Genomic DNA, 20,222 nt, shown 5'->3' on the forward strand with positions numbered 1-20,222 from the left:
GCGGATTAAATCTCTATCTGTAAAAAATATACTTTGTAAAAAACGAGATACTTATTCTAATATTTGAAATTTTATATGTAAAATTGACATTTATTAGTGAATTGCAAAATAACCAATTATGTACAGAAGACTATTATGCGTTTTACTTTGTATCTGTTCTCTCGTTGTAGAGCTTCACGCAGGAAACAAACAAAAAAATATTGTTTATACGATGGCGGGAATCGTAAATCAAGAGCGATTTCAATACGCTATTGATCTGCTACAAAAAGAACTGTTCAAATTTACTGTCACAAACCCTGTACAGGTTGAGGTGAGTACGTTAGCACAAAAGAAGTCTTTACCAGACTCTATTAAAGCTAAATTGATCGAGAAAGAACATTTTGTTTTATATCGGAAAGCAGGAAAAGGAGTAATTGAACTTATAGGAGCAGACGAGTCAGGGGTATTGTACGGTTGTTTGGAATTACTTGCTAATAAAACCTGGCAAGGAAACCAGCCCTTTTTTATACAAGATGGACCTAAGATGGTGATGCGGGGGACGAGCATCGGACTTCAGAAAACAACCTATCTACCTGGGCATGATATTTATGAATACCCTTATACACCAGAATCCTTTCCTTGGTTTTACGATAAGCAATTGTGGCTGAATTATTTGGATATGATGGCTGAAAATCGATATAATGCACTTTATCTTTGGAATGGGCATCCTTTTTCCTCCTTAGTCAAATTAAAAGATTACCCTTATGCGCTTGAGGTTAATGAGTCTACTTTTCAGAAAAATCAAGATATCTATACTTTTTTGACCAAAGAAGCGAATAAAAGAGGGATCTGGATTATTCAAATGTTTTATAATATTATCCTACCAAAGCCTTTCGCCGATCGCCATGGTTTAAAGACACAGGAGCGAAATCGAATTATTACACCTTTAATTTCAGATTATACACGTAAAAGCATCGCTGCTTTTGTAGCCAAATATCCGAATGTGGGGCTCTTGATTACTTTGGGTGAAGCAATGGAAGGGGTGGGGCAAGACGATATCAACTGGTTTACAAAAACGATTATTCCGGGTGTAAAAGATGGTTTACAGTTGTCCCGGACAGCCGGTGAACCACCTATCATCCTAAGGGCCCATGATACGGATGCACCTGCTGTTATGCAAGCAGCACTGCCGATATATAAGAATTTGTACACGATGGCTAAATATAATGGAGAAGCATTGACGACCTATACACCTCGGGGAAAATGGGCAGAATTACATCGTTCATTAGGTGATATTGGTACTGTACATATTCAAAATGTGCATATATTGGCCAATTTGGAGCCTTTCCGTTATGGTTCTCCTGATTTTATCCAGAAATCGGTTAAAGCTATGCACGAAGTCCACCATTCAAATGGCATCCATATATATCCACAGGCTTCGTATTGGGATTGGCCTTACTCAGCGGATAAAGTTGACAATAGATTATTACAGGTCGATCGAGATTGGATGTGGTACAAAGCTTGGGCCAGATACGCTTGGGACGAAAATCGAGATTTATTAAATGAAAAATCCTATTGGTCAAAGGAACTTGTGCACTATTACGGTATTCCTGAGAAGGATGCGCAAAAGTTATTATTGGCCATTGAAGAAATAGGTGAGATATCGCCTAAAATCCTGCGGCGATTTGGTATTACAGACGGTAACAGACAGACCTCTTCTTTGGGAATGCTGATGACACAACTGATAAATCCTTATCGTTACGGGTTGTTTACAATGCTTTATGAATCTGAGGCGCCAGAAGGAGAGATGATTGTTGATTATGTGGAGAAGGACTATCGTTATGAAGGCCATATTGGAGAAACACCTGCCCAGGTGGCAAGAGAAATTGTGCAACATGGAGCGCGCGCAGCGGCTCTTATCAAAACATTGGGAACGCCCACCAAAAATGTAGCAGAATTTGATCGATGGCTTAATGATATCCGAATCCATCAACTGTTGGCTAATCATTATAGCTATAAGGTGAAGGCTGCCATTCAACTTCTGCGCTATAAATATGTACGTGATCTAAACGCACTTCGAAAAGCTTTACCGGATCTGGAACAAAGTGTTGAAGAATACCGTAAGCTAACAGCGATAACGGATAAGACCTATTTATATGCAAACAGCATGCAAACCAAACAACGTAAAATACCGATGCGGGGAGCGGATGCAACCTTTATTCATTGGAAAGAAATGCTGCCTGTCTTTGAAACTGAATTGAATAACTTCAAACAAGCGATAGATTCTTTATCAAAGATGAGTGATACCCCCACGCAAATAAAAGTTGGATTAAAATCTCAGCAGGTCACGTTTTTGGATAATCAACAATTGATTCCATTGAAAAAGGGCGCGAAATTGTATGCGGATCAGGAATTGGTCGTGACACATTTAGCAAATGAATTAGAAGGGATCCAAGCGATACAGATTGATGCGGCTAATCAAAAATTAGTCGGTACACATCTCCGGTTCAAAAGTGAAAAACCAGTGAAGATATTAGTTGGCTATTTCAATAGCACCGACAAAGTTTTTGCTCCCAAACCTGTTTTGGAAATCGATGCGAGCGCCAATGATTTTGGACAGGCAGAGGCAAAAGTGCGTAATGCGATCCGAATTCAGTACATGCCTATGGTAGATATTCATACTTACTCCTTTCCTGCAGGAACAAACGAACTGAAAATTCCGAAGGGAGAGGTACTGGTTTTAGGCGTTGTGGACGATAGGGAGCTCCCAAATCCGTATAATGCCGATGTGGATAATCAAGGGGATGACCTCGACGATTTATTTGGCTATTATCAGGGTACAAAACTGTAACATAACGAGGCTCAGGATAGTACAGGATAAATAACTTAAACGAAGTAGGTATTTTACGAAAAACACAATAAATTGATTTCAACTTTTTGATATTAAATAAGTAATGAAAATTAGAACATCTATTCTTGCGCTTCTTTTCTGTGGACTTTCCTATGTAAGGGCGCAGGAAAAATTAGTGGAGAAGGTCCGATCCTATGTTCGGGAATTTAATAGTAATGACAATGAAGCAGTGGTCAACAAGATTCCAAATAAGGATGCTTACGATTGGCTCCTGGCGAATGTCCCCTTGCTTGATTGTCCTGATAAGGAGGTTGAGCAGACTTATTATTTTAGATGGTGGTCCTACCGCAAACATATAAAGTCAAGTCCAGAAGGTACTTTGGTGACAGAATTTATTGAACCGGTAAAGCATGCTGGAAAATACAATTCAATTAGCTGTGCACTTGGTCACCATTTGTATGAAGGCAGATGGATTCGCGACAATGCGTTTTTAAAAGAATACATTGATTTTTGGCTTTATCATGCTGATAAAGGTCAATCCAAGCGGAGATTCCATCAGTTCAGTTCCTGGCTGCCTGATGCATTATTGGCTTATTGCAAAGTCAATCCTGACAATCACTATTTAGAGGCCCGTTTGATGGACTTGGATCAAGATTTTGAAAAATGGGAAAAAGAAAGAAAGGCTAATAATGGTCTTTTCTGGCAATACGATGTCCAGGATGGGATGGAAGAATCTGTTTCCGGTGGACGGAAAGTGCATAATATGCGCCCATCTATTAACAGCTACATGTATGGGAACGCTGTTGCGATTGCAGCAATTGCCAAATTGGTGTCGAATAAGGGATTAGAGAAGAAATATAGTTCATATGCACAGTCTTTACGTCAATTGGTATTGGATTCACTCTGGGACAAGGAGGATCAATTCTTTAAAACAAAGCTGGAAAAAGGACCGCTACATCCCACACGTGAAGCAATTGGTTTTATTCCCTGGTACTTTCATTTACCACCCGATAAAGCTATGTATGGAAAAGCATGGCTTCAATTGCCCGATACGGCGGGATTTAATGCCCCTTGGGGAACAACGACTGCCGAGCGACGTGAGCCAACTTTTAGAACGCGCGGGACAGGGCATAGTTGTGAATGGGATGGTGCGATTTGGCCTTTCACAAGTTCGCAGACGATCCGTGGAATGGCTAATTACTTAAGCGATTACAAACGGAATAACGCGATAAATGCGAATGATTTATACGAGCAGATTCATAAATATGCCAAATCGCATGTTATGAACGGTAAGCCTTATATTGGTGAATACCAAGATGAGCGGACAGGAGCATGGTTAAAAGGCGATAATCCGAGAAGTAAGTTTTACAACCACTCTACATTTGCAGATATCATTATTCAGGATTTAATTGGTATAAAGCCACAAACCAACCATACATTGGAAATAAGGCCATTGATTACAAAAGACAGATGGGACTATTTTGCGCTGACTCAATTAACTTACCACAATAAGAACATTTCGATTTATTGGGATGCTACCGGCGAAAAATATAACAAAGGAAAGGGATTTACTGTGTATGTGGATGGAACAAAGTCTTTCCATCAGCTAGATTTAAAAAATTGTAAGATTAACTTAAATTAATATGATCAGAAAAAACTATCATCGTGGATTAATAACAGTTTTCTTTTGTTTATCCATGTTGGGTCTACAGGCACAAACTTGGCTAAATGTCATGGACTTTGGTGCGCGGAAAGACAGTACTGGCAGCAATACATTGGCTATCAAAAAGGCTATTGCAGCAGCTGCAAATAAAGGAGGAGGAACCATCTATTTCCCGGCGGGAAAATATATAACAGGTCCAATTCATCTGAAAAGTAATATCACCATTTATATTGATGCTGGTGCTGAATTGCATTTTAGTGATAATTTTGATGATTATTTACCGATGGTGGAATCGCGATGGGAAGGAACTGCAGTAACCAATTTTTCACCATTATTCTATGGCAATAACCTAGAAAACATTAGTATTCAAGGACGTGGTACTATCGACGGACATGGTAAAAAGTGGTGGGGCTATTCCGAGGTTGAGGTTAAAAAACAAACCGAAGACAGTAAATGGCAAAAAGAGTTTAAACGCCTCAATAAGGATGTACTAGCTCCAGATCTTCCGGGATGGATCGAGAGAGGTTTTCTACGTCCACCGTTTATACAATTCTTAAATTGTAAAAATGTACAGATCAAGGATATTAAAATTCAAAACTCACCATTTTGGACAATTAATCCCCAATACTGTGATAATGTCACAGTGGATGGTGTGACCATAGATAATCCTCCATCTCCTAACACAGATGGTATTAATCCAGAATCTTGCTCCAATGTTCGCATCGCTAATTGCCATATTAGCGTGGGGGATGACTGCATTACGATAAAATCAGGAAAGGATCGTTCGGGACGAAAAATTAACATCCCAGCCGAAAATTATACGATTACAAATTGTACAATGCTTCGTGGTCATGGTGGCGTTGTGATTGGAAGTGAGATGTCCGGCGGTGTTAAAAACATTGTTATTTCCAATTGCATTTTTGATGGCACTGATCGTGGTATACGGCTTAAGACTGCTCGGGGCAGAGGCGGGATCGTCGAAAATATTCAAGTGTCCAATATTGTCATGCGCAACATTAGAGATCAAGCCGTTGTGATGGATATGCAATATGCTAAAACTGAGATCGAGCCTGTCGGCGAACGTACACCTAAGTTCAGGAATATCTTTATTAACAATCTATCAGGGACAACCAATCGTGTTGGATATATGCGGGGGTTGGAGGAGATGCCAATTGAGAATGTAGTATTTTCAGCTATTAATATGCAGGGGAACACAGGTTTTTCGGCTATTAACGTGAATGGCTTGACATTAAACAATGTAAACTTGGTCATCAAACAAGGAGCTTTGTTGACTGCCAACAACAGTAAGGAACTGCATATTTTGAATGTGAAAAATACGACACCTGCAGTGGAGAAATCACTAATCGAACTGGAAAACTGTAAATCGGCGAATGTGCAAAGCTGTTTCCCTTCAGCAGGAACAGGCGTGTTTCTGGATTTAGTTGGTTCCGCAAATGAAGAAATTTACGTACAGGGCAATAATCTGGCTCGCGTAAAGCAAGTCCTCCGTGGAACTTATAAAAGTGGTCAGTTAACATCAAATATAAACCCTTCAGACAATAAATAATGCGCTTACAACTGTATATCTTATGGTCGTTTTTATCGATATGCTCCTTGCGCCCAGCTTTTGCGCAGTCGCGCGTATGGTTTGATCATCCTGCTACACAATGGGAAGAGGCTTTGCCTATTGGGAATGGCCACCTCGGAGCCATGATTTATGGTGGTGTTAGCAATGAGGAAATACAGTTTAATGAAGAGACCTTGTGGACCGACGGCCCACGGAATTATAATAAAAAAGGAGCATCAGCGTATCTTCAAAAGATCCGAGAACTACTGGATCAAGGTCGCCAGAAAGAAGCAGAGTCTTTGGCGATGCAGGAGTTTATGGGAGTTAAAAGTGAATCCGAAGACCCTACCGCTTGGTTAAACAAGGTTGACAAAATCCGAAAACAGGAACATGGTCCTTTTGAATTCGCTTTTGATGATAGCAAATGGCCACATATTACCGTCCCTCATTATGAGGGTTGGGAAATAGAGGGGCTTGAAGGCCTAGACGGAGCAGTCTGGTTTCGTTATGAATTTAACCTGTCAAAAAATGATCTAGCTGAGCACTGGTCATTGGATTTAAATAAAATACGAACTAATGACTATACTTATATCAATGGCGAGCTCGTCGGCCACTCTGTAGGAGATGAAACCAGGAGACACTATCAAATTCCGATGGGGTTATTGCGTGAAGGGCGGAATAGTATTGCTATTCAGGTAATCAATCTAGAAGGTAAGGGCGGTGTGGCAGGATATAAAGATCCCAAACAAGCTATCGGTTTAAAAAGTAACAGCGGTAGGTTTGTGTCGTTGAAGGGAAAGTGGAGATACCATATTCAAGATCAAAACAGTCCGAAAATAGGAAGTTATCAAGCATCCTATCAACCTTTTGGTTCGTTGAAACTGCAGTTTAATCACGATGCAGCTGAAAACTACAGCCGGATACTTGATTTGAATAAAGGCGAAGTGCGGGTCAATTACGCATTCAACGGGGTGCATTATAGCAGGACCTATTTTGCGAGTCATCCCAATAATTTTATTGCTGTACGCTTGCAGGCTGATCAGAAGAATAAAGTTACTTTTCGACTTGCAATGAATACCAAACATCAGCGCGCTAAACTTCATCACATGGACGGCACATCAATCCGTTTGGAAGTGTGGGTGAAAAATGGTTCAATGCGCGGGACAGCTTTTCTGCAACTCAAATTGAAAGGTGGCACAATATCTTATGAAGGCGACCAACTTGTGGTACAACAGGCTGATGAAGCGCAGATTTATCTGATTGCAGCAACAAATTTTAAATCTTATCAGGAATTGAACGAGCAGTATGATGCTACTGCTTTAGCACGGTTCAAGAACTTATGTAAGCTTGATCTAGATAAATTGTATCAAGTCCATCAAAAAGACTATCAACGATTGTATCATCGCTTTGCAATAGATCTTGGTGCCAGCAACCAACTTGATACAATTCCAACTGATCGTAGATTGCAGCGGGCGGCTGGACATGCTGACCCTGGGCTTGTAGCACTTTATATGCAATTTGCCCGATATTTACAGATCGCAGCGTCTCGCGAAGGTAGTCAGCCCATGAATCTCCAAGGTATTTGGAATCCATTTTTAGAACCGTCATGGGGCAGTAAATATACCACCAATATCAATTTGGAGATGAATTACTGGCCGACGGAAGCATTGAATCTTTCTGAGTTGCAGCAACCCTTATTTCAGATGATCCAGGATCTTCGTCTAGCTGGTGGTCAAACGGCTAAGGAATATTATGCTGCTCGAGGCTGGGTATTGCATCATAATACAGACATATGGCGTGGAACAGCTCCCATCAATAACTCCAATCATGGGATATGGCCCACAGGTGGGGCTTGGCTGGTGCGCCATCTTTGGGAGCATTATCAATATACACAAGATCTACGCTTTTTACAGCAATATTATCCTATCATCAAGGACGCGACCTTATTTTTTAAAGATTTTTTAGTTAAAGACAAAACAACAGGATGGTGGGTCAGTTCGCCTTCAAACTCTCCAGAAAATGGAGGTTTGGTCAAAGGACCTACAATGGATCATCAGATTATCCGTTCGTTGTTTGATATTTTCGATCAAAGTTCTAAGTTATTGGGTAAAGATGTTCAATTGCGGGATTCAATTATGGAGATGCGAGATCAAATAGCACCAAACCAAATTGGGCAACATGGACAGCTCCAGGAATGGTTGACGGATTTGGACGATCCAGAAAATAAACATCGTCATGTATCTCACTTATGGGGGTTATTTCCAGGAGATGAAATCAATACGACGCATACATCACAATTGGTTGAAGCTGCAAAACGGTCGTTGGTACTACGTGGTGATGAGGGAACGGGTTGGAGCCTGGCCTGGAAAATTAATTTTTGGGCTAGATTAAAAGATGCTCAGCATGCTTATCACATGGTTAAAATGCTATTGCGGCCGGCGGGTAAAGGAGGTGGTTCCTATCCAAATCTATTCGATGCCCATCCACCATTTCAAATCGATGGCAACTTTGGTGGAGCCTCAGGAATTACCGAGATGTTGCTTCAGAGCCATATCAACGGGATTGAATTATTACCAGCATTGCCAGAGGAAATGAGCACGGGTAAAGTAAAGGGACTCAGAGCGCGGGGGGCTTTTCAGGTTAATATGGAATGGAAAGACAATCAGTTATTGGAGGTGACTGTTGAATCGCTTGCTGGAGAAGAACTCCATTTGCGTTATGCTAGTCGCGAAGTAAAAATCAAAACAAAGAAGGGCAAGTCTTATGCCTTTGATCAAGAATTGAAGTTAAAGAAATAATGATGACCAGATTGATGCTGTTGAGCAGGCTGTTTTGCTGTGCCTGTATGTTATTATTAGGAATGTTTTCCTATGGTCAAAAAATCCGTAAAACGATTGCTCTGGATACTGACTGGTTGACGATAATGGACCAAAAAGATTCCGCTAGGTATGGTGGATTTCACCGTTTGTCTTTTAAGCCAGATAAAGATTGGCGGAAAGTGAATGTCCCACATAATTGGGATAGCTACGAAGGATATCGCAGATTGCTGCATGGCAATTTACACGGTTACTCCTGGTATCGAAAAACCTTTTCTTTAAAACAGCAAAGGAATAAAAATAGGTTCTATTTATTTTTTGAGGGAGTAGGATCCTATGCAACAGTTTGGTTAAACGGCATACGGGTAGGGTATCATGCAGGAGGAAGAACCACATTTACACTGGATGTCACTGATGCGATCAAGTTGGATGGGAGTCCCAATCTTTTGGCCGTTCGGGCAGATCATCCGGCACATATTATGGATCTTCCTTGGGTAGACGGAGGCTGTTCGACAGAACGGGGATTTTCTGAAGGATCGCAGCCTATGGGAATTTTTCGTCCAGTGAGTCTATTGATCAAAAATGAAGTGTCTATTACGCCTTTTGGTGAACATTATTGGAATGATGAAACTGTTGATCATAAGAAGGCGGTCGTACACCAAGTCGTGGAAGTGAGTAATAAAAGCCAAGTTAATAAAGATCTGGAGCTTATAACGGAGGTTTTGGACCAAAAGGGAAAATTAATCGTTCGATCTACATCGAAAGACCAGATTAAAGGAAATGCGATAAAGGAAATTAGATTGAAAGATCTTATTTTTAGCAATCCACAATTATGGTCTGTGACCTCACCCTATTTGTATCGCATAAAAATAACGTTAAAAATAGGTCGACAGATCATAGACGAGATAGAAACACCTTACGGAATTCGCGCTGTTCGTTGGTCAAAAGGGTTAAAACCATCCGGTGATCCACGTCTTTTAGTTAATGGAGCACCGGTATTTATAAATGGTATTGCGGAGTATGAACATAAATTAGGGCAGTCACACGCTTTCGAAAAGGAAGAGATCGATTCCCGGATTAAACAGATCAGAGCACTCGGGTTCAACTCCTTTCGTGATGCCCACCAGCCACATAACCTGCGTTATCAACAGGCATGGGATCAACATGGTATTTTGTTATGGACGCAGCTTGCGGCACACATCTGGTTTGATACGCCTGTATTTCGAGCGAACTTTAAGAGATTGTTGATAGAATGGGTGCGTGAACGTCGAAATAGTCCATCGGTGATTTTATGGGGACTTGAAAATGAAAGTACGCTTCCGGAAGATTTTGCACGTGAATGCACTGCATTGATTCGCAAATTAGATCCAACAGCATCTATACAACGTTTAGTGACGACCTGTAATGGCGGTAGTGGGACTGATTGGGACGTCCCACAAAATTGGACCGGTACTTATGGGGGAGATCAAAAAACCTATGGCGACGATCTAAAAAAGCAACAGCTTGTTGGGGAATATGGTGCCTGGCGAAGTCTGGGGATGCATGCCGAACCACCCTATCTACCCAACGAAAGTAATTACAATGAAGAACGTTTTGCTGATATTTTACAGACCAAGGTGCGTTTGGCAGAGTCTGTGAAAGATAGCGCTGTAGGCCATTATCTATGGCTTTGGAACTCACATGATAATCCTGGCCGTATCCAAGGAGGAGAAGGAAATCGTGAGATTGATCGGATTGGGCCAGTTAATTATAAAGGGTTGTTGACACCCTGGGGAGAGCCCACAGATGCGTATTATATGTATCTATCGCATTATGGGAAGAAAGAACGACCCATGGTATACATTGCCATGCATTCTTGGCCGAATCGTTGGTTGAGCCCTGGGATAAAAGACAATATTCGTATTTTTTCGAATTGTGATGAAATAGAACTTTTTAACGATCTCGGTTCGTTATCGCTTGGAAAGAAGAAACATCCAGGGTTTGGACAGCATATTGAATTTGATGGCGTCAAGGTAATTTACAATGTACTTTATGCTGAAGGACGAATTGCTGGAAAAGTGGTTTCCCGTGATACCATTATATTACAAAACTTTCCCGAAAGTCCACATTTTGCTGCCTTGCAGCAGCAATCCAAGATTTTAAAACCAGATCAGGGATATCATTATATCTATCGCGTGAATTGTGGCGGAGATACTTATATCGATGAATATGGGGGATACTGGCGGGCTGACCAGCCTTATAGGCCCATGCTCGCCTGGGGCAGTAGGTCATGGGCGGACAAATTCAATGGGATGAGCACGAATTTTGCCAGTCAACGGATAATTTTTGACCCTATCAAAGGAACGAAGGACTGGCCTCTTTTTCAGACGTTCCGCTACGGGCTTGATAACTTGGGGTATCAATTTGACTTACCGAATGGAGATTATTTCGTCGAACTGTATTTTGCCGAACCCTGGTACGGGAAGTTTTCATCGGGAAAAGGCGATCGTGTTTTTGATATTGCCATTAATGGTCAAGTTGTGGAACATCGGTTTGATATTTATAAAAATGCTGGATTCCAGCAGGCCTTAAAAAAAAGTTATCCTATTAAAGTCATGAATGGAAAGATTGTTATTAATTTTCCACGTACTTATGCTGGTCAGGCAGTGATACAGGCCATTGCTATTGCATCAAAAGAAAACAGGAAAACCTTATCGCTTGATCAAGAGCATTATAATCTTGAATTAAGGAATCAAGATATTAAACTCCACAGCTGGCTGGATATAGGTAGCTTCCTGAAAAAGGAAGGAAATATTGAAACAACATTTTTCTCCTTGCCTTCTTCCTTGTTTGGTTCAGATTATTTTGAGCTTGATAGCAATAGATCTTATCGCTTACACTTTAAAGAGCCTACCAATGTTTTCTTATTGGGGGAGAACAAGCCAGATGATTTTGAACAGACCAAAGACAGTGTGCAATTGAATACAGGGAAATATCTGGCAGTATTCCGTAAGGTTTTGCAGGCCGGAGAAGAGCTTTCCATAACGACCAAGACGCAAGGGGAAATTTTGGTATTTCAGCAGCAAAGTGGGATGCTGCCCGTGTATGACCTTAAAGAGGTGAAAAACTATAAGGCCTATCAAAGTAGCTGGCGCGACGGTGTTTCCGAAATCGAGTTTGCAGGACAAAAGCGTGTGGCATTCAACAATAATGAAGGTTATATCGGTTGGCAGTTTCAGGTTGGTGCGGCAGATGTGTATGCGTTATCGATTAAGTATCATAATCCATTTAAGGAAGCACGTCGTGGTTATTATGAAATTTTGGACAAAGATAAGCATGTGCTGGTGCCTAAAACTCCAATACAATTGGAGCCTACACGTGTAGGCAAATGGAATTATATCAATACTGATACAAAGACAATGATTAATGCGGGTACCTATTTTGTTAAGCTATACTCTTCTGATTTAGAGGGTGTTATTATTGATAATTTAGAGGTTAAATAGCGTAAATGTCAGCATAGTGCATGACGGTTGTCAATAAAATTTTCAGTTATATTGAAGACTCAAAAATTCTTTATGTCATTTTGAAGTTTGTTTGAGAATTTATAGAAAAAAAATAAAGGTAAGGGACTTTATTTAATGTTTAATAATAACCAAAAAAGGGATAAACTATTCATGCCTATGAAACGTTTTGCATTACTCATGTTTTTATTTTTAAGTGTATCTATGACATTTAGTCAAACAGAAGACGCTTATTGGAAAACCATCACCGATCGGTCAGAAAAAATTGTAGCAAAATTAGCGTTACAAGATCAGACCAAACAAAAAAAAGCAGCTCACATTATCCGTGACCAGTATTATCTTTTAAACGCTTGTTATACACTTCGTGATTTAAAAATCAAGGAGAATACCGATAAGAGTCTAAAAGAGCAAATCACGCAGGAGACGCTGCAGGAAACCAGCAATTTAAATCAGGCGTTTGTAAAACGGCTAAAAGAGGTTTTAACAGATCAAGAAGTCGAGGCCGTTAAAAACGGTATGACCTATAATGTTTATCCGAATACTGTGAGAGCCTACCAGGATATGATTCCTCGACTCACAAAAGACGAAGTGCATATGATCGACAGTTTGCTGTATGAAGCACGGGATTTTGCGATGCAGGCTGAATCTTCAGAAAAAAAGCACGCTTGGTTTGGTAAATATAAAGGCAAAATCAATAACTATTTAGCGTCCCATGGCTATAACCTAAAGGAAGAAGGCGATAAATGGGCCGCGAGATTAAAAAAATAACCCAGTAAACAAATTAATACCCAAATTATGAATCAGCTCATATTCCCGAGTAAATCCTCTAAAAGGTTAGCACAACTGCTGGCTATTGGAATAATGACTGGCGGGATCATTCCGTCATACTCCTATGGAGTAAATCTAAGTGAACACAATTTAAACTTTTTTAAAAATATAACAGGAAAGGTCGTTGATCAAAATGGAAAACCGCTTGCCGGAGTAACGATATCCATTAAAGGATCAAAGACGGCGACTTCAACAGATGCAGATGGTACATTTAGGCTGAACTTGCCTGTTGGAAACGAGATTTTGGTACTCAATTTTGTTGGTTATAAAAGACTGGAAATCCCCGTTGGAAACCAGAATGTATTGAATATACGCATGGAAGCCGAAAGTCAGGAACTCGAAGAGGTAGTTGCTGTTGGTTACGCCACACAGAAAAAAGCACATTTGACAGGCTCTGTCGTAGCGATTAAAGCGGAGGAAATCGAAGACCTGCCATCGACGAATGTGGGCGCAACATTGGTGGGCCGGGTTGCGGGCCTTAACGTCAGCGGCGGAACGAGTCGTCCGGGAGCAAAACCAAGCTACATTATACGGAATCCAATGGGTGGAGGAAAAGATGGTGGAACAAGTGCTCCTTTATTTGTGATTGATGGTGTGATTCAGGTAGATGGGCAAAATCAACCTGACCAGACCCTATTTAACAATCTCGATGCTTCAGAAATTGAGAATATTTCCTTTTTAAAGGACGGTGCTGCCGCGGTATATGGTGTTAGAGGGGCAAATGGCGTTGTTTTGGTAACAACTAAAAAAGGAAAATTGGGTACGCCAAAAATCAGCTACAATGGATCATATGCCATTAATGATGCGACCTACCGTACAAAAGTAATGGATGCGTATCAATTTGCTAATTACTTCAATATCATGAACGGGCCGAATGGAGCAAACCGTGATCCAAAAGCAGGCGGTTTTGACAAATGGTTTTTCTCGCAAGATGAGCTGGACTATTTTAAGAACCATTCTTATAATTGGTTAGACGATGCCTGGAAAGCAAGTTATCTGACACGACATTCCTTGAATATTTCAGGAGGGGCAGATAAAGCAACCTATTTTGCAAACGTGGCCTATAACAAACAGAATGGTAACTTGGGTACACTGGATTATGATCGATGGAATTTTCGTGCAGGAAGTGATATCCAGGTAGCCAGTAATTTTAAGGTTGGTATGCAGGTTTCGGGAAATACAGGTAATCAGCAAAAAACCTTTAACAAGATCGGTGGCGAAAATGACGATAACGATTACAGAAACCTGTTGTTGGCTTCACCTTATGTTCCAGCTTATGTTAATGGTTTACCAGTTCGTCTGCCGGGCACAGCTGGAGATCTATCGGCCTATCATTATTTTGAATTGCAGAAATTAGGCAATTTAACAAAAACTGATTCAAGACAATTCAGTATTAACCTTAATGCCGAATATCAGGCACCTTGGTTGAAAGGTCTGACTTTACGTGGATCCTACGCTAAAAATTTAAAAAATGAGCGTGGGGATCAAATTGGCACAAAATATCAAACGTATACATTTGATCAAAGAAGCGGCGAAAACGGACATATTTTTGATGAAAATATATCCGGTGAAAAGGCTGTTACTTTTGGTAATGGCAATCGGGTTTATTTTTCAAATGCGACCGGTAGCAATTACCAAGCAAACTTTACAGCAACGTATGATAAACAGTGGAAAAAACATAATTTCTCAGGTTTATTTTCGGTAGAAAAAGCGGAAGCAAAATCATCCCAGGAAGATGTTTGGAAAAATGATCCACTACAAAATACAAATGGACAATTTGGAACCGCGTTTGGTACTGTAGAAGGACGTACAGCGGCTTATGAATCTGGAACCTTGGGCTACCTTGGCCGATTGAATTATCGCTATGGTGATAAATATCTTGCGGAGGTATTATTCCGTTCAGATGCCTCGACCAAATTTGCTCCCGAAAACTACTGGGGTAAATTTTATAACATCTCTGTAGGATGGGTGATCAGTGAAGAAGATTTCTTTCATGTAAAAGGTGTGGATTATTTAAAATTGCGCCTATCGCATGGTAAATTAGGAAATGATCAGACCGCCGCGTGGGGATGGAAACAACGATATACCTATCAAATCGGAAAAGGTGGCGTATTTGGAGGAAATGGCGATGCAACGACAGGAATGAAGATGGAGAAAACGGCTAACCGGAACGCCACATGGGCGAATGATTATAAAAACAATATCGGTATCGATGCCCGTTTCTTCAACAGCCGCTTGTCGGCTACTATAGACGGTTACTATAATTTTGGCCGAAATTTACTTCTCGAACGTACAGGTAATGTCCCAATCTCAGTCGGTGGTTCTGTCGCTGCTGAGAATTTTGCAAAAAAGAATACTTATGGTCTTGAGTTTGACTTGGGATGGCAAGATAAAATTAATGAATTTAGCTATGGAATTGGCGCGCGCTTTTCATGGACAAATGATAAGATTCTTGCGTGGAATTATAATGAGGTGGATATGATGTACCCGTGGAATCCACAACTAAATGCTTCTTCCGACAATGGTGCCTGGGGTTATGATTATTTGGGGATGTTTAAAACACAACAAGATATTGATAATTACGTCAGTCAGTATAATATCACACAAGTGTTCAATGAGACGGCCGATAAGTTGAGGCCAGGTATGCTCTACTATCGTGACGTTCGGGGGGCGCTCCAAGCTGATGGAACGTTTGCCGGCCCGGATGGTATTATCAACGAGTTCGACCAAATTCAATTAGCCAAAAATAATACCAATCATTACTCGGTTGGAATGACATTAAAGGCGGGTTATAAAGGAATCAGTGCCGAAGCAGTTATCACGGGTTCTTTCGGAGGTTATAATGAAATTACAGAACGTAAACCGTTGAATAATGATATTTCGCGTGTTTATACGAATTTACCTGCTTTTTGGGGGAATGTCTATGATCCAGTGCTAAACCCAATGGGGAATATGCCAAACCCAAATTGGTCAGACATGTATGATGTTCGTTCGAGTTTCTGGACTGTTCCGGCTTTTCAAATGCGGATGAGCAGCTTTAATATCGGCTATAGATTTCCAGATAAGGTTAATAAATATTTGAAAGTTTCAAATTTAAGGGCCTATTTGAGTGCTATGAATCCATTGACAATTTATAATCCATTTAGTTATAAAGATGGCAATGGTGGTGGATGGGATGTATATCCGAATTTGAGAACTTATTCTTTTGGTATTAACGTGACATTATAATTGAGCAATGAAAAAATTAACAATTTTAAATATAGGGCTTTGTTGTCTGTTATTGACCAATCAAGCTTGTAAAGATAACTTTCTAGAGGAAAAAAGAGATTTCGGGGCCGTAGATGAAACGGATTTGTTTCAAGATCCTATTTTAGCTACGGCTTACGTGGATTATGTTTATGGCCTGTTCTTGCCAGCTAATAATGCACAATCTTTTGTCGCTACGCAGGATGCCTCAGATAACGGCGGGTATAATAATACTTTTACACAGACAACGGATGAATTAGCAGGGGAGACCGATTTCAATAAGCAATGGAATGCGATTTCCTATATCAATAATCATGCAAATAAATATTTTGGTCAGCGCATGAGTGCCAATATTAATAATAATGTTTGGACGCGGATGAAAGAGATCAATGTCTTTCTCGAAAAAATTGATCAGGGCGGGATTGATGAGGCGACTCGAAATCAACTGAAAGGTCAAATGTATTTCTGGCGTGCTTTTCAATATTTCCAATTGGTGCGGATGTACGGTGGTGTGCCGTTAGTTCTTGAATCACAAAATCCGATAGTAGGAGATAGTGATGCAAATTCAGTTCCTCGAAGTACAACGACAGCATGTATTGCGCAGATTGTGAAAGATTTGGATTTAGCCAAAAGCCTCTTGCCAGGCAAGTGGGATGGGGGCAATTGGGGCCGAATTACCAGCGGTGCTGCTGCAGCATTAAAAGGGCGTGTACTGTTAACGTATGCCAGTCCGCAATTCAATCCAAATGATTCACGTGATCGTTGGGAAGCGGCATATACGGCAAACGCAGAGGCCAAAGCGTTGCTCGAACAAAATGGCTTTGGTTTATTTCAAACCGGGGGCACTACAGGAGGCAAAGCTTGGGGGGATATGTGGTTTACCGAAGTAAATAATCCCGAAGCTGTTATTGTCTACGGATTTAATAATGCATCTTCTAGTTCAACAGCTGTTAAAAATAGTGGTTGGGAGCAAGCAATTCGCCCGAGAGAGCTTTCCGGTTCAGGATCGATTTCGCCAACTAAACAGCTATTTGATGCTTTTCCGATGTTAGATGGTAAAAATATTGACGATCCGACATCTACCTATACGTATGATGCGAAAAAGTTTTATAAAAATCGCGATCCGCGCTTTGTCAGGACTTTCGTTTATAACGGCGCTTTATTTCCATATGCCAATGGAGAGAGCTATCGTCAGTGGACCTATTACTGGAAAAATAGCAAAGGTGCTTATGTCTCAACGGAAACTAAAGGTTCTAACGCCAGTGGTATCTATCTGCGAAAAGGATCTAACCCCACTGCTTCTGCGACATCAAATGGGGCAGCTGGATTTCAGCAAAGTGGTACAGACTATATGGAAATGCGTTTTGCAGAAGTGGTATTAAATTTAGCTGAGTCGGCTATCGGTGTAGATAAATTACAAGAGGGCTTAGATGGAATCATTGAAATCCGCAAACGAGCGGGAATCGAAGTTGGAGATGGATCATATGGTTTAGCCTCTGTTGCAGGGCATCGCGATAAATTATTTGGAGCGATTATTAATGAACGCAAATTAGAGTTTGCGTACGAAGGTAAACGCTTTTATGATCTCAGACGTTGGAAACTTTTTGAAGAAGATTCACCTACTGCGCAACGTATTGGTGTAAAACCATTAAATGGAACAAGAAGAACAGGTTTGTTAATTACGGTGAAAAGTGATGGTGCGGAATATACCGGTAATTCAGATCCGTTAGTCCGAAATGGTTCAAGTGTTCCAGTAATTGAACGCCAACCCGCAACTTATCCTGACGGAATAGTTAATCAGGATCAGTATTTGGATTACCTGTATGATAATTATTTTGTAGTTGCTGAAAAAGATGATTTGGATCCGACGAATATCCCATGGAAATTTAAGTGGTACCCGGAGTATTACTTTTTTGGACTAAATCAAACAGCCTTGTCTACATCACCCTATTTGCAGCAAACCATAGGGTGGGATAGCATGAATGGAGCAGGAACTTTTGATCCGTTAAAATAGGTACCTTTTGCCTAAAATATTAAGGCAATGTATGTGAATTGTGACATACATTGCTTTTTATAAATGTACAATTGACATATATTTGAAATAGAATTATAAATCCTACTAACTAGATAAACATGTTACATAAAATAACGCTGACAGCATTGTTGAGTCTCATTACATCAATCGCATTTTGTCAGTATCCCAAAATTCCAGAAGATGTCAAGAAGAATACAGATGAGCTGATGCGTAAAGCGACCAGACAATCGGATGAAGCTTGGCAAAAAGCCCTACCTGTTATAGAAGAATATGCCAAACAGGGTAAACCTTATATTCCATGGGCAGGCCGGCCTGATGATCTCCCGCAAGCTAAAATTTTGGCTTTCCCAGAAGCTGAAGGTGGCGGTAAATTCACCTTTGGTGGACGTGGTGGTAAAGTGTATGTGGTCACAAGCTTAGAAGACAATGGCCCGGGTTCATTGCGGGAAGCTTGCGAAAAAGGCGGTCCGCGTATTATTGTATTTAACGTTTCCGGGATCATTCGTCTAAAGACCCCTTTAATTATCCGCGCTCCTTATGTAACCATTGCAGGGCAGTCCGCTCCAGGAGATGGTGTGTGCGTGGCCGGTGAATCTGTTTGGATCAATACACACGATGTCTTGATTCGCCATATGCGTTTTAGACGCGGTGAAACTTATGTCGGCCGCCGAGATGATGCGATCGGTGGTAATCCCGTAGGAAATATTATGATCGACCACGTTTCGGCAAGCTGGGGATTGGATGAAAATATGTCCATGTACCGTCATATGTATAATGACAGTACCGGAAAGGCAGAGGAGAAACGCGGTACTGTAAATATTACTATTCAGAATTCTATTTTTTCTGAAGCATTAGATACCTGGAACCATGCGTTCGGAAGTACTTTAGGTGGAGAAAATTGTACGTTTATGCGTAACCTCTGGGCAAACAATGCAGCCCGTAATCCATCTATTGGCTGGAATGGTTTGTTCAACTTTTACAACAACGTGGTTTACAATTGGGTGCATCGTTCAATTGACGGTGGCGATTACCAAGCGACATACAATATTGTCAACAATTATTTTAAACCAGGTCCTGCGACTCCGTTGAGCCAGCCTGTAAGTTACCGTATCTTAAAACCGGAATCTGGAAGAAGTAAATTGCCCTATGTTGTATTTGGTCGTGCCCATGTAAAGGGTAATATTGTTGAAGGTAATGCAAAAGTAACATCAAATAACTGGGATGGCGGTGTACAATTGGAAAATAAAAAAGGGGATGCAATGACTTTTTCGGAAGCACAACCTTATTTTGCGGCGATGAATGCAAAAGAAGAATTTCCACATGCTCATTTTCCAGTGATGAGTGCACAAGAAAGTTATGATTTTGTACTCGGGCATGCTGGAGCAACGTTACCTAAAAGAGATCCTGTCGATACGCGGGTGATAGGCGATGTGAAGAATGGGAAGCCAGTGAAGCTATCAAGTAATGTTCAGCTGCCTGAAAAAGATTTTGAACATCGGAGATTACCAAAGGATTCGTATAAGATCGGCATCATTACCGATATATCTCAAGTAGGTGGATACCCAGTATATAAAGGGACGCCCTACAAAGATTCTGACAATGACGGTATTCCAGATGCGGTAGAAAAAGAAATGGGATTGAATCCAAATGATCCAAGTGATTCGGCAAAAATTACCGCGTCGGGTTACGCAAACATCGAAATTTATCTCAATAAATTGGCTGCTAAATAAAGCAAAG

General features: G+C 40.8%; 9 protein-coding genes. All 9 read left to right on the top strand.

Annotated features, from left to right (window positions below; translation table 11 throughout):
* The first annotated feature begins 211 nt into the window (after positions 1 to 211).
* The gene (locus tag HPC41_RS21985; RefSeq protein ID WP_172396231.1) at positions 212 to 2,830 is read left to right on the top strand and encodes an alpha-d-galacturonidase; all 2,619 of its coding nucleotides are present in this window, start codon (positions 212 to 214) and stop codon (positions 2,828 to 2,830) included.
* A gap of 103 nt (positions 2,831 to 2,933) precedes the next feature.
* On the top strand, positions 2,934 to 4,472 hold the full coding sequence (locus HPC41_RS21990; protein ID WP_172396232.1) for an MGH1-like glycoside hydrolase domain-containing protein: 1,539 nt from the start codon (positions 2,934 to 2,936) through the stop codon (positions 4,470 to 4,472).
* A 1-nt stretch (position 4,473) separates the two neighbouring features.
* Positions 4,474 to 6,060 (top strand): glycoside hydrolase family 28 protein, encoded by a 1,587-nt coding sequence (locus HPC41_RS21995; RefSeq protein ID WP_216660850.1) that lies wholly within the window; start codon positions 4,474 to 4,476, stop codon positions 6,058 to 6,060.
* Positions 6,060 to 8,858 (top strand): glycoside hydrolase family 95 protein, encoded by a 2,799-nt coding sequence (locus HPC41_RS22000; protein ID WP_172396233.1) that lies wholly within the window; start codon positions 6,060 to 6,062, stop codon positions 8,856 to 8,858. Before HPC41_RS21995 ends, HPC41_RS22000 begins: the two co-directional genes overlap by 1 nt.
* A 47-nt stretch (positions 8,859 to 8,905) precedes the next feature.
* Positions 8,906 to 12,358 carry a malectin domain-containing carbohydrate-binding protein gene (locus HPC41_RS22005; RefSeq protein ID WP_246250945.1) on the top strand — a complete coding sequence of 1,151 codons (3,453 nt, stop codon included), beginning with the start codon at positions 8,906 to 8,908 and terminating at the stop codon, positions 12,356 to 12,358.
* Positions 12,359 to 12,535: 177 nt separating this feature from the next.
* The gene (locus tag HPC41_RS22010; protein ID WP_172396234.1) at positions 12,536 to 13,144 is read left to right on the top strand and encodes a DUF3826 domain-containing protein; all 609 of its coding nucleotides are present in this window, start codon (positions 12,536 to 12,538) and stop codon (positions 13,142 to 13,144) included.
* 27 nt (positions 13,145 to 13,171) lie between these two features.
* Positions 13,172 to 16,432, top strand: coding sequence for a SusC/RagA family TonB-linked outer membrane protein (locus tag HPC41_RS22015; RefSeq protein ID WP_172396235.1), 3,261 nt, complete (start codon positions 13,172 to 13,174; stop codon positions 16,430 to 16,432).
* Positions 16,433 to 16,439: 7 nt separating this feature from the next.
* Positions 16,440 to 18,464 carry a RagB/SusD family nutrient uptake outer membrane protein gene (locus tag HPC41_RS22020; protein WP_172396236.1) on the top strand — a complete coding sequence of 675 codons (2,025 nt, stop codon included), beginning with the start codon at positions 16,440 to 16,442 and terminating at the stop codon, positions 18,462 to 18,464.
* Positions 18,465 to 18,583: 119 nt separating this feature from the next.
* Positions 18,584 to 20,215: a polysaccharide lyase gene (locus HPC41_RS22025; RefSeq protein ID WP_172396237.1), complete on the top strand. Its 1,632-nt coding sequence runs from the start codon at positions 18,584 to 18,586 to the stop codon at positions 20,213 to 20,215.
* Positions 20,216 to 20,222: the final 7 nt, after the last annotated feature.

This window comes from Sphingobacterium prati (genome assembly GCF_013167215.1).
Lineage (GTDB): Bacteria > Bacteroidota > Bacteroidia > Sphingobacteriales > Sphingobacteriaceae > Sphingobacterium > Sphingobacterium prati.

What these genes read in the sequence shown, in the direction of transcription:
- HPC41_RS21985 (WP_172396231.1), top strand. Translation starts at nt 212, where the DNA reads ATGGCGGGAATCGTAAATCAAGAGCGATTTCAATACGCTATTGATCTG.
- HPC41_RS21990 (WP_172396232.1), top strand. Translation starts at nt 2,934, where the DNA reads ATGAAAATTAGAACATCTATTCTTGCGCTTCTTTTCTGTGGACTTTCC.
- HPC41_RS21995 (WP_216660850.1), top strand. Translation starts at nt 4,474, where the DNA reads ATGATCAGAAAAAACTATCATCGTGGATTAATAACAGTTTTCTTTTGT.
- HPC41_RS22000 (WP_172396233.1), top strand. Translation starts at nt 6,060, where the DNA reads ATGCGCTTACAACTGTATATCTTATGGTCGTTTTTATCGATATGCTCC.
- HPC41_RS22005 (WP_246250945.1), top strand. Translation starts at nt 8,906, where the DNA reads ATGTTATTATTAGGAATGTTTTCCTATGGTCAAAAAATCCGTAAAACG.
- HPC41_RS22010 (WP_172396234.1), top strand. Translation starts at nt 12,536, where the DNA reads ATGAAACGTTTTGCATTACTCATGTTTTTATTTTTAAGTGTATCTATG.
- HPC41_RS22015 (WP_172396235.1), top strand. Translation starts at nt 13,172, where the DNA reads ATGAATCAGCTCATATTCCCGAGTAAATCCTCTAAAAGGTTAGCACAA.
- HPC41_RS22020 (WP_172396236.1), top strand. Translation starts at nt 16,440, where the DNA reads ATGAAAAAATTAACAATTTTAAATATAGGGCTTTGTTGTCTGTTATTG.
- HPC41_RS22025 (WP_172396237.1), top strand. Translation starts at nt 18,584, where the DNA reads ATGTTACATAAAATAACGCTGACAGCATTGTTGAGTCTCATTACATCA.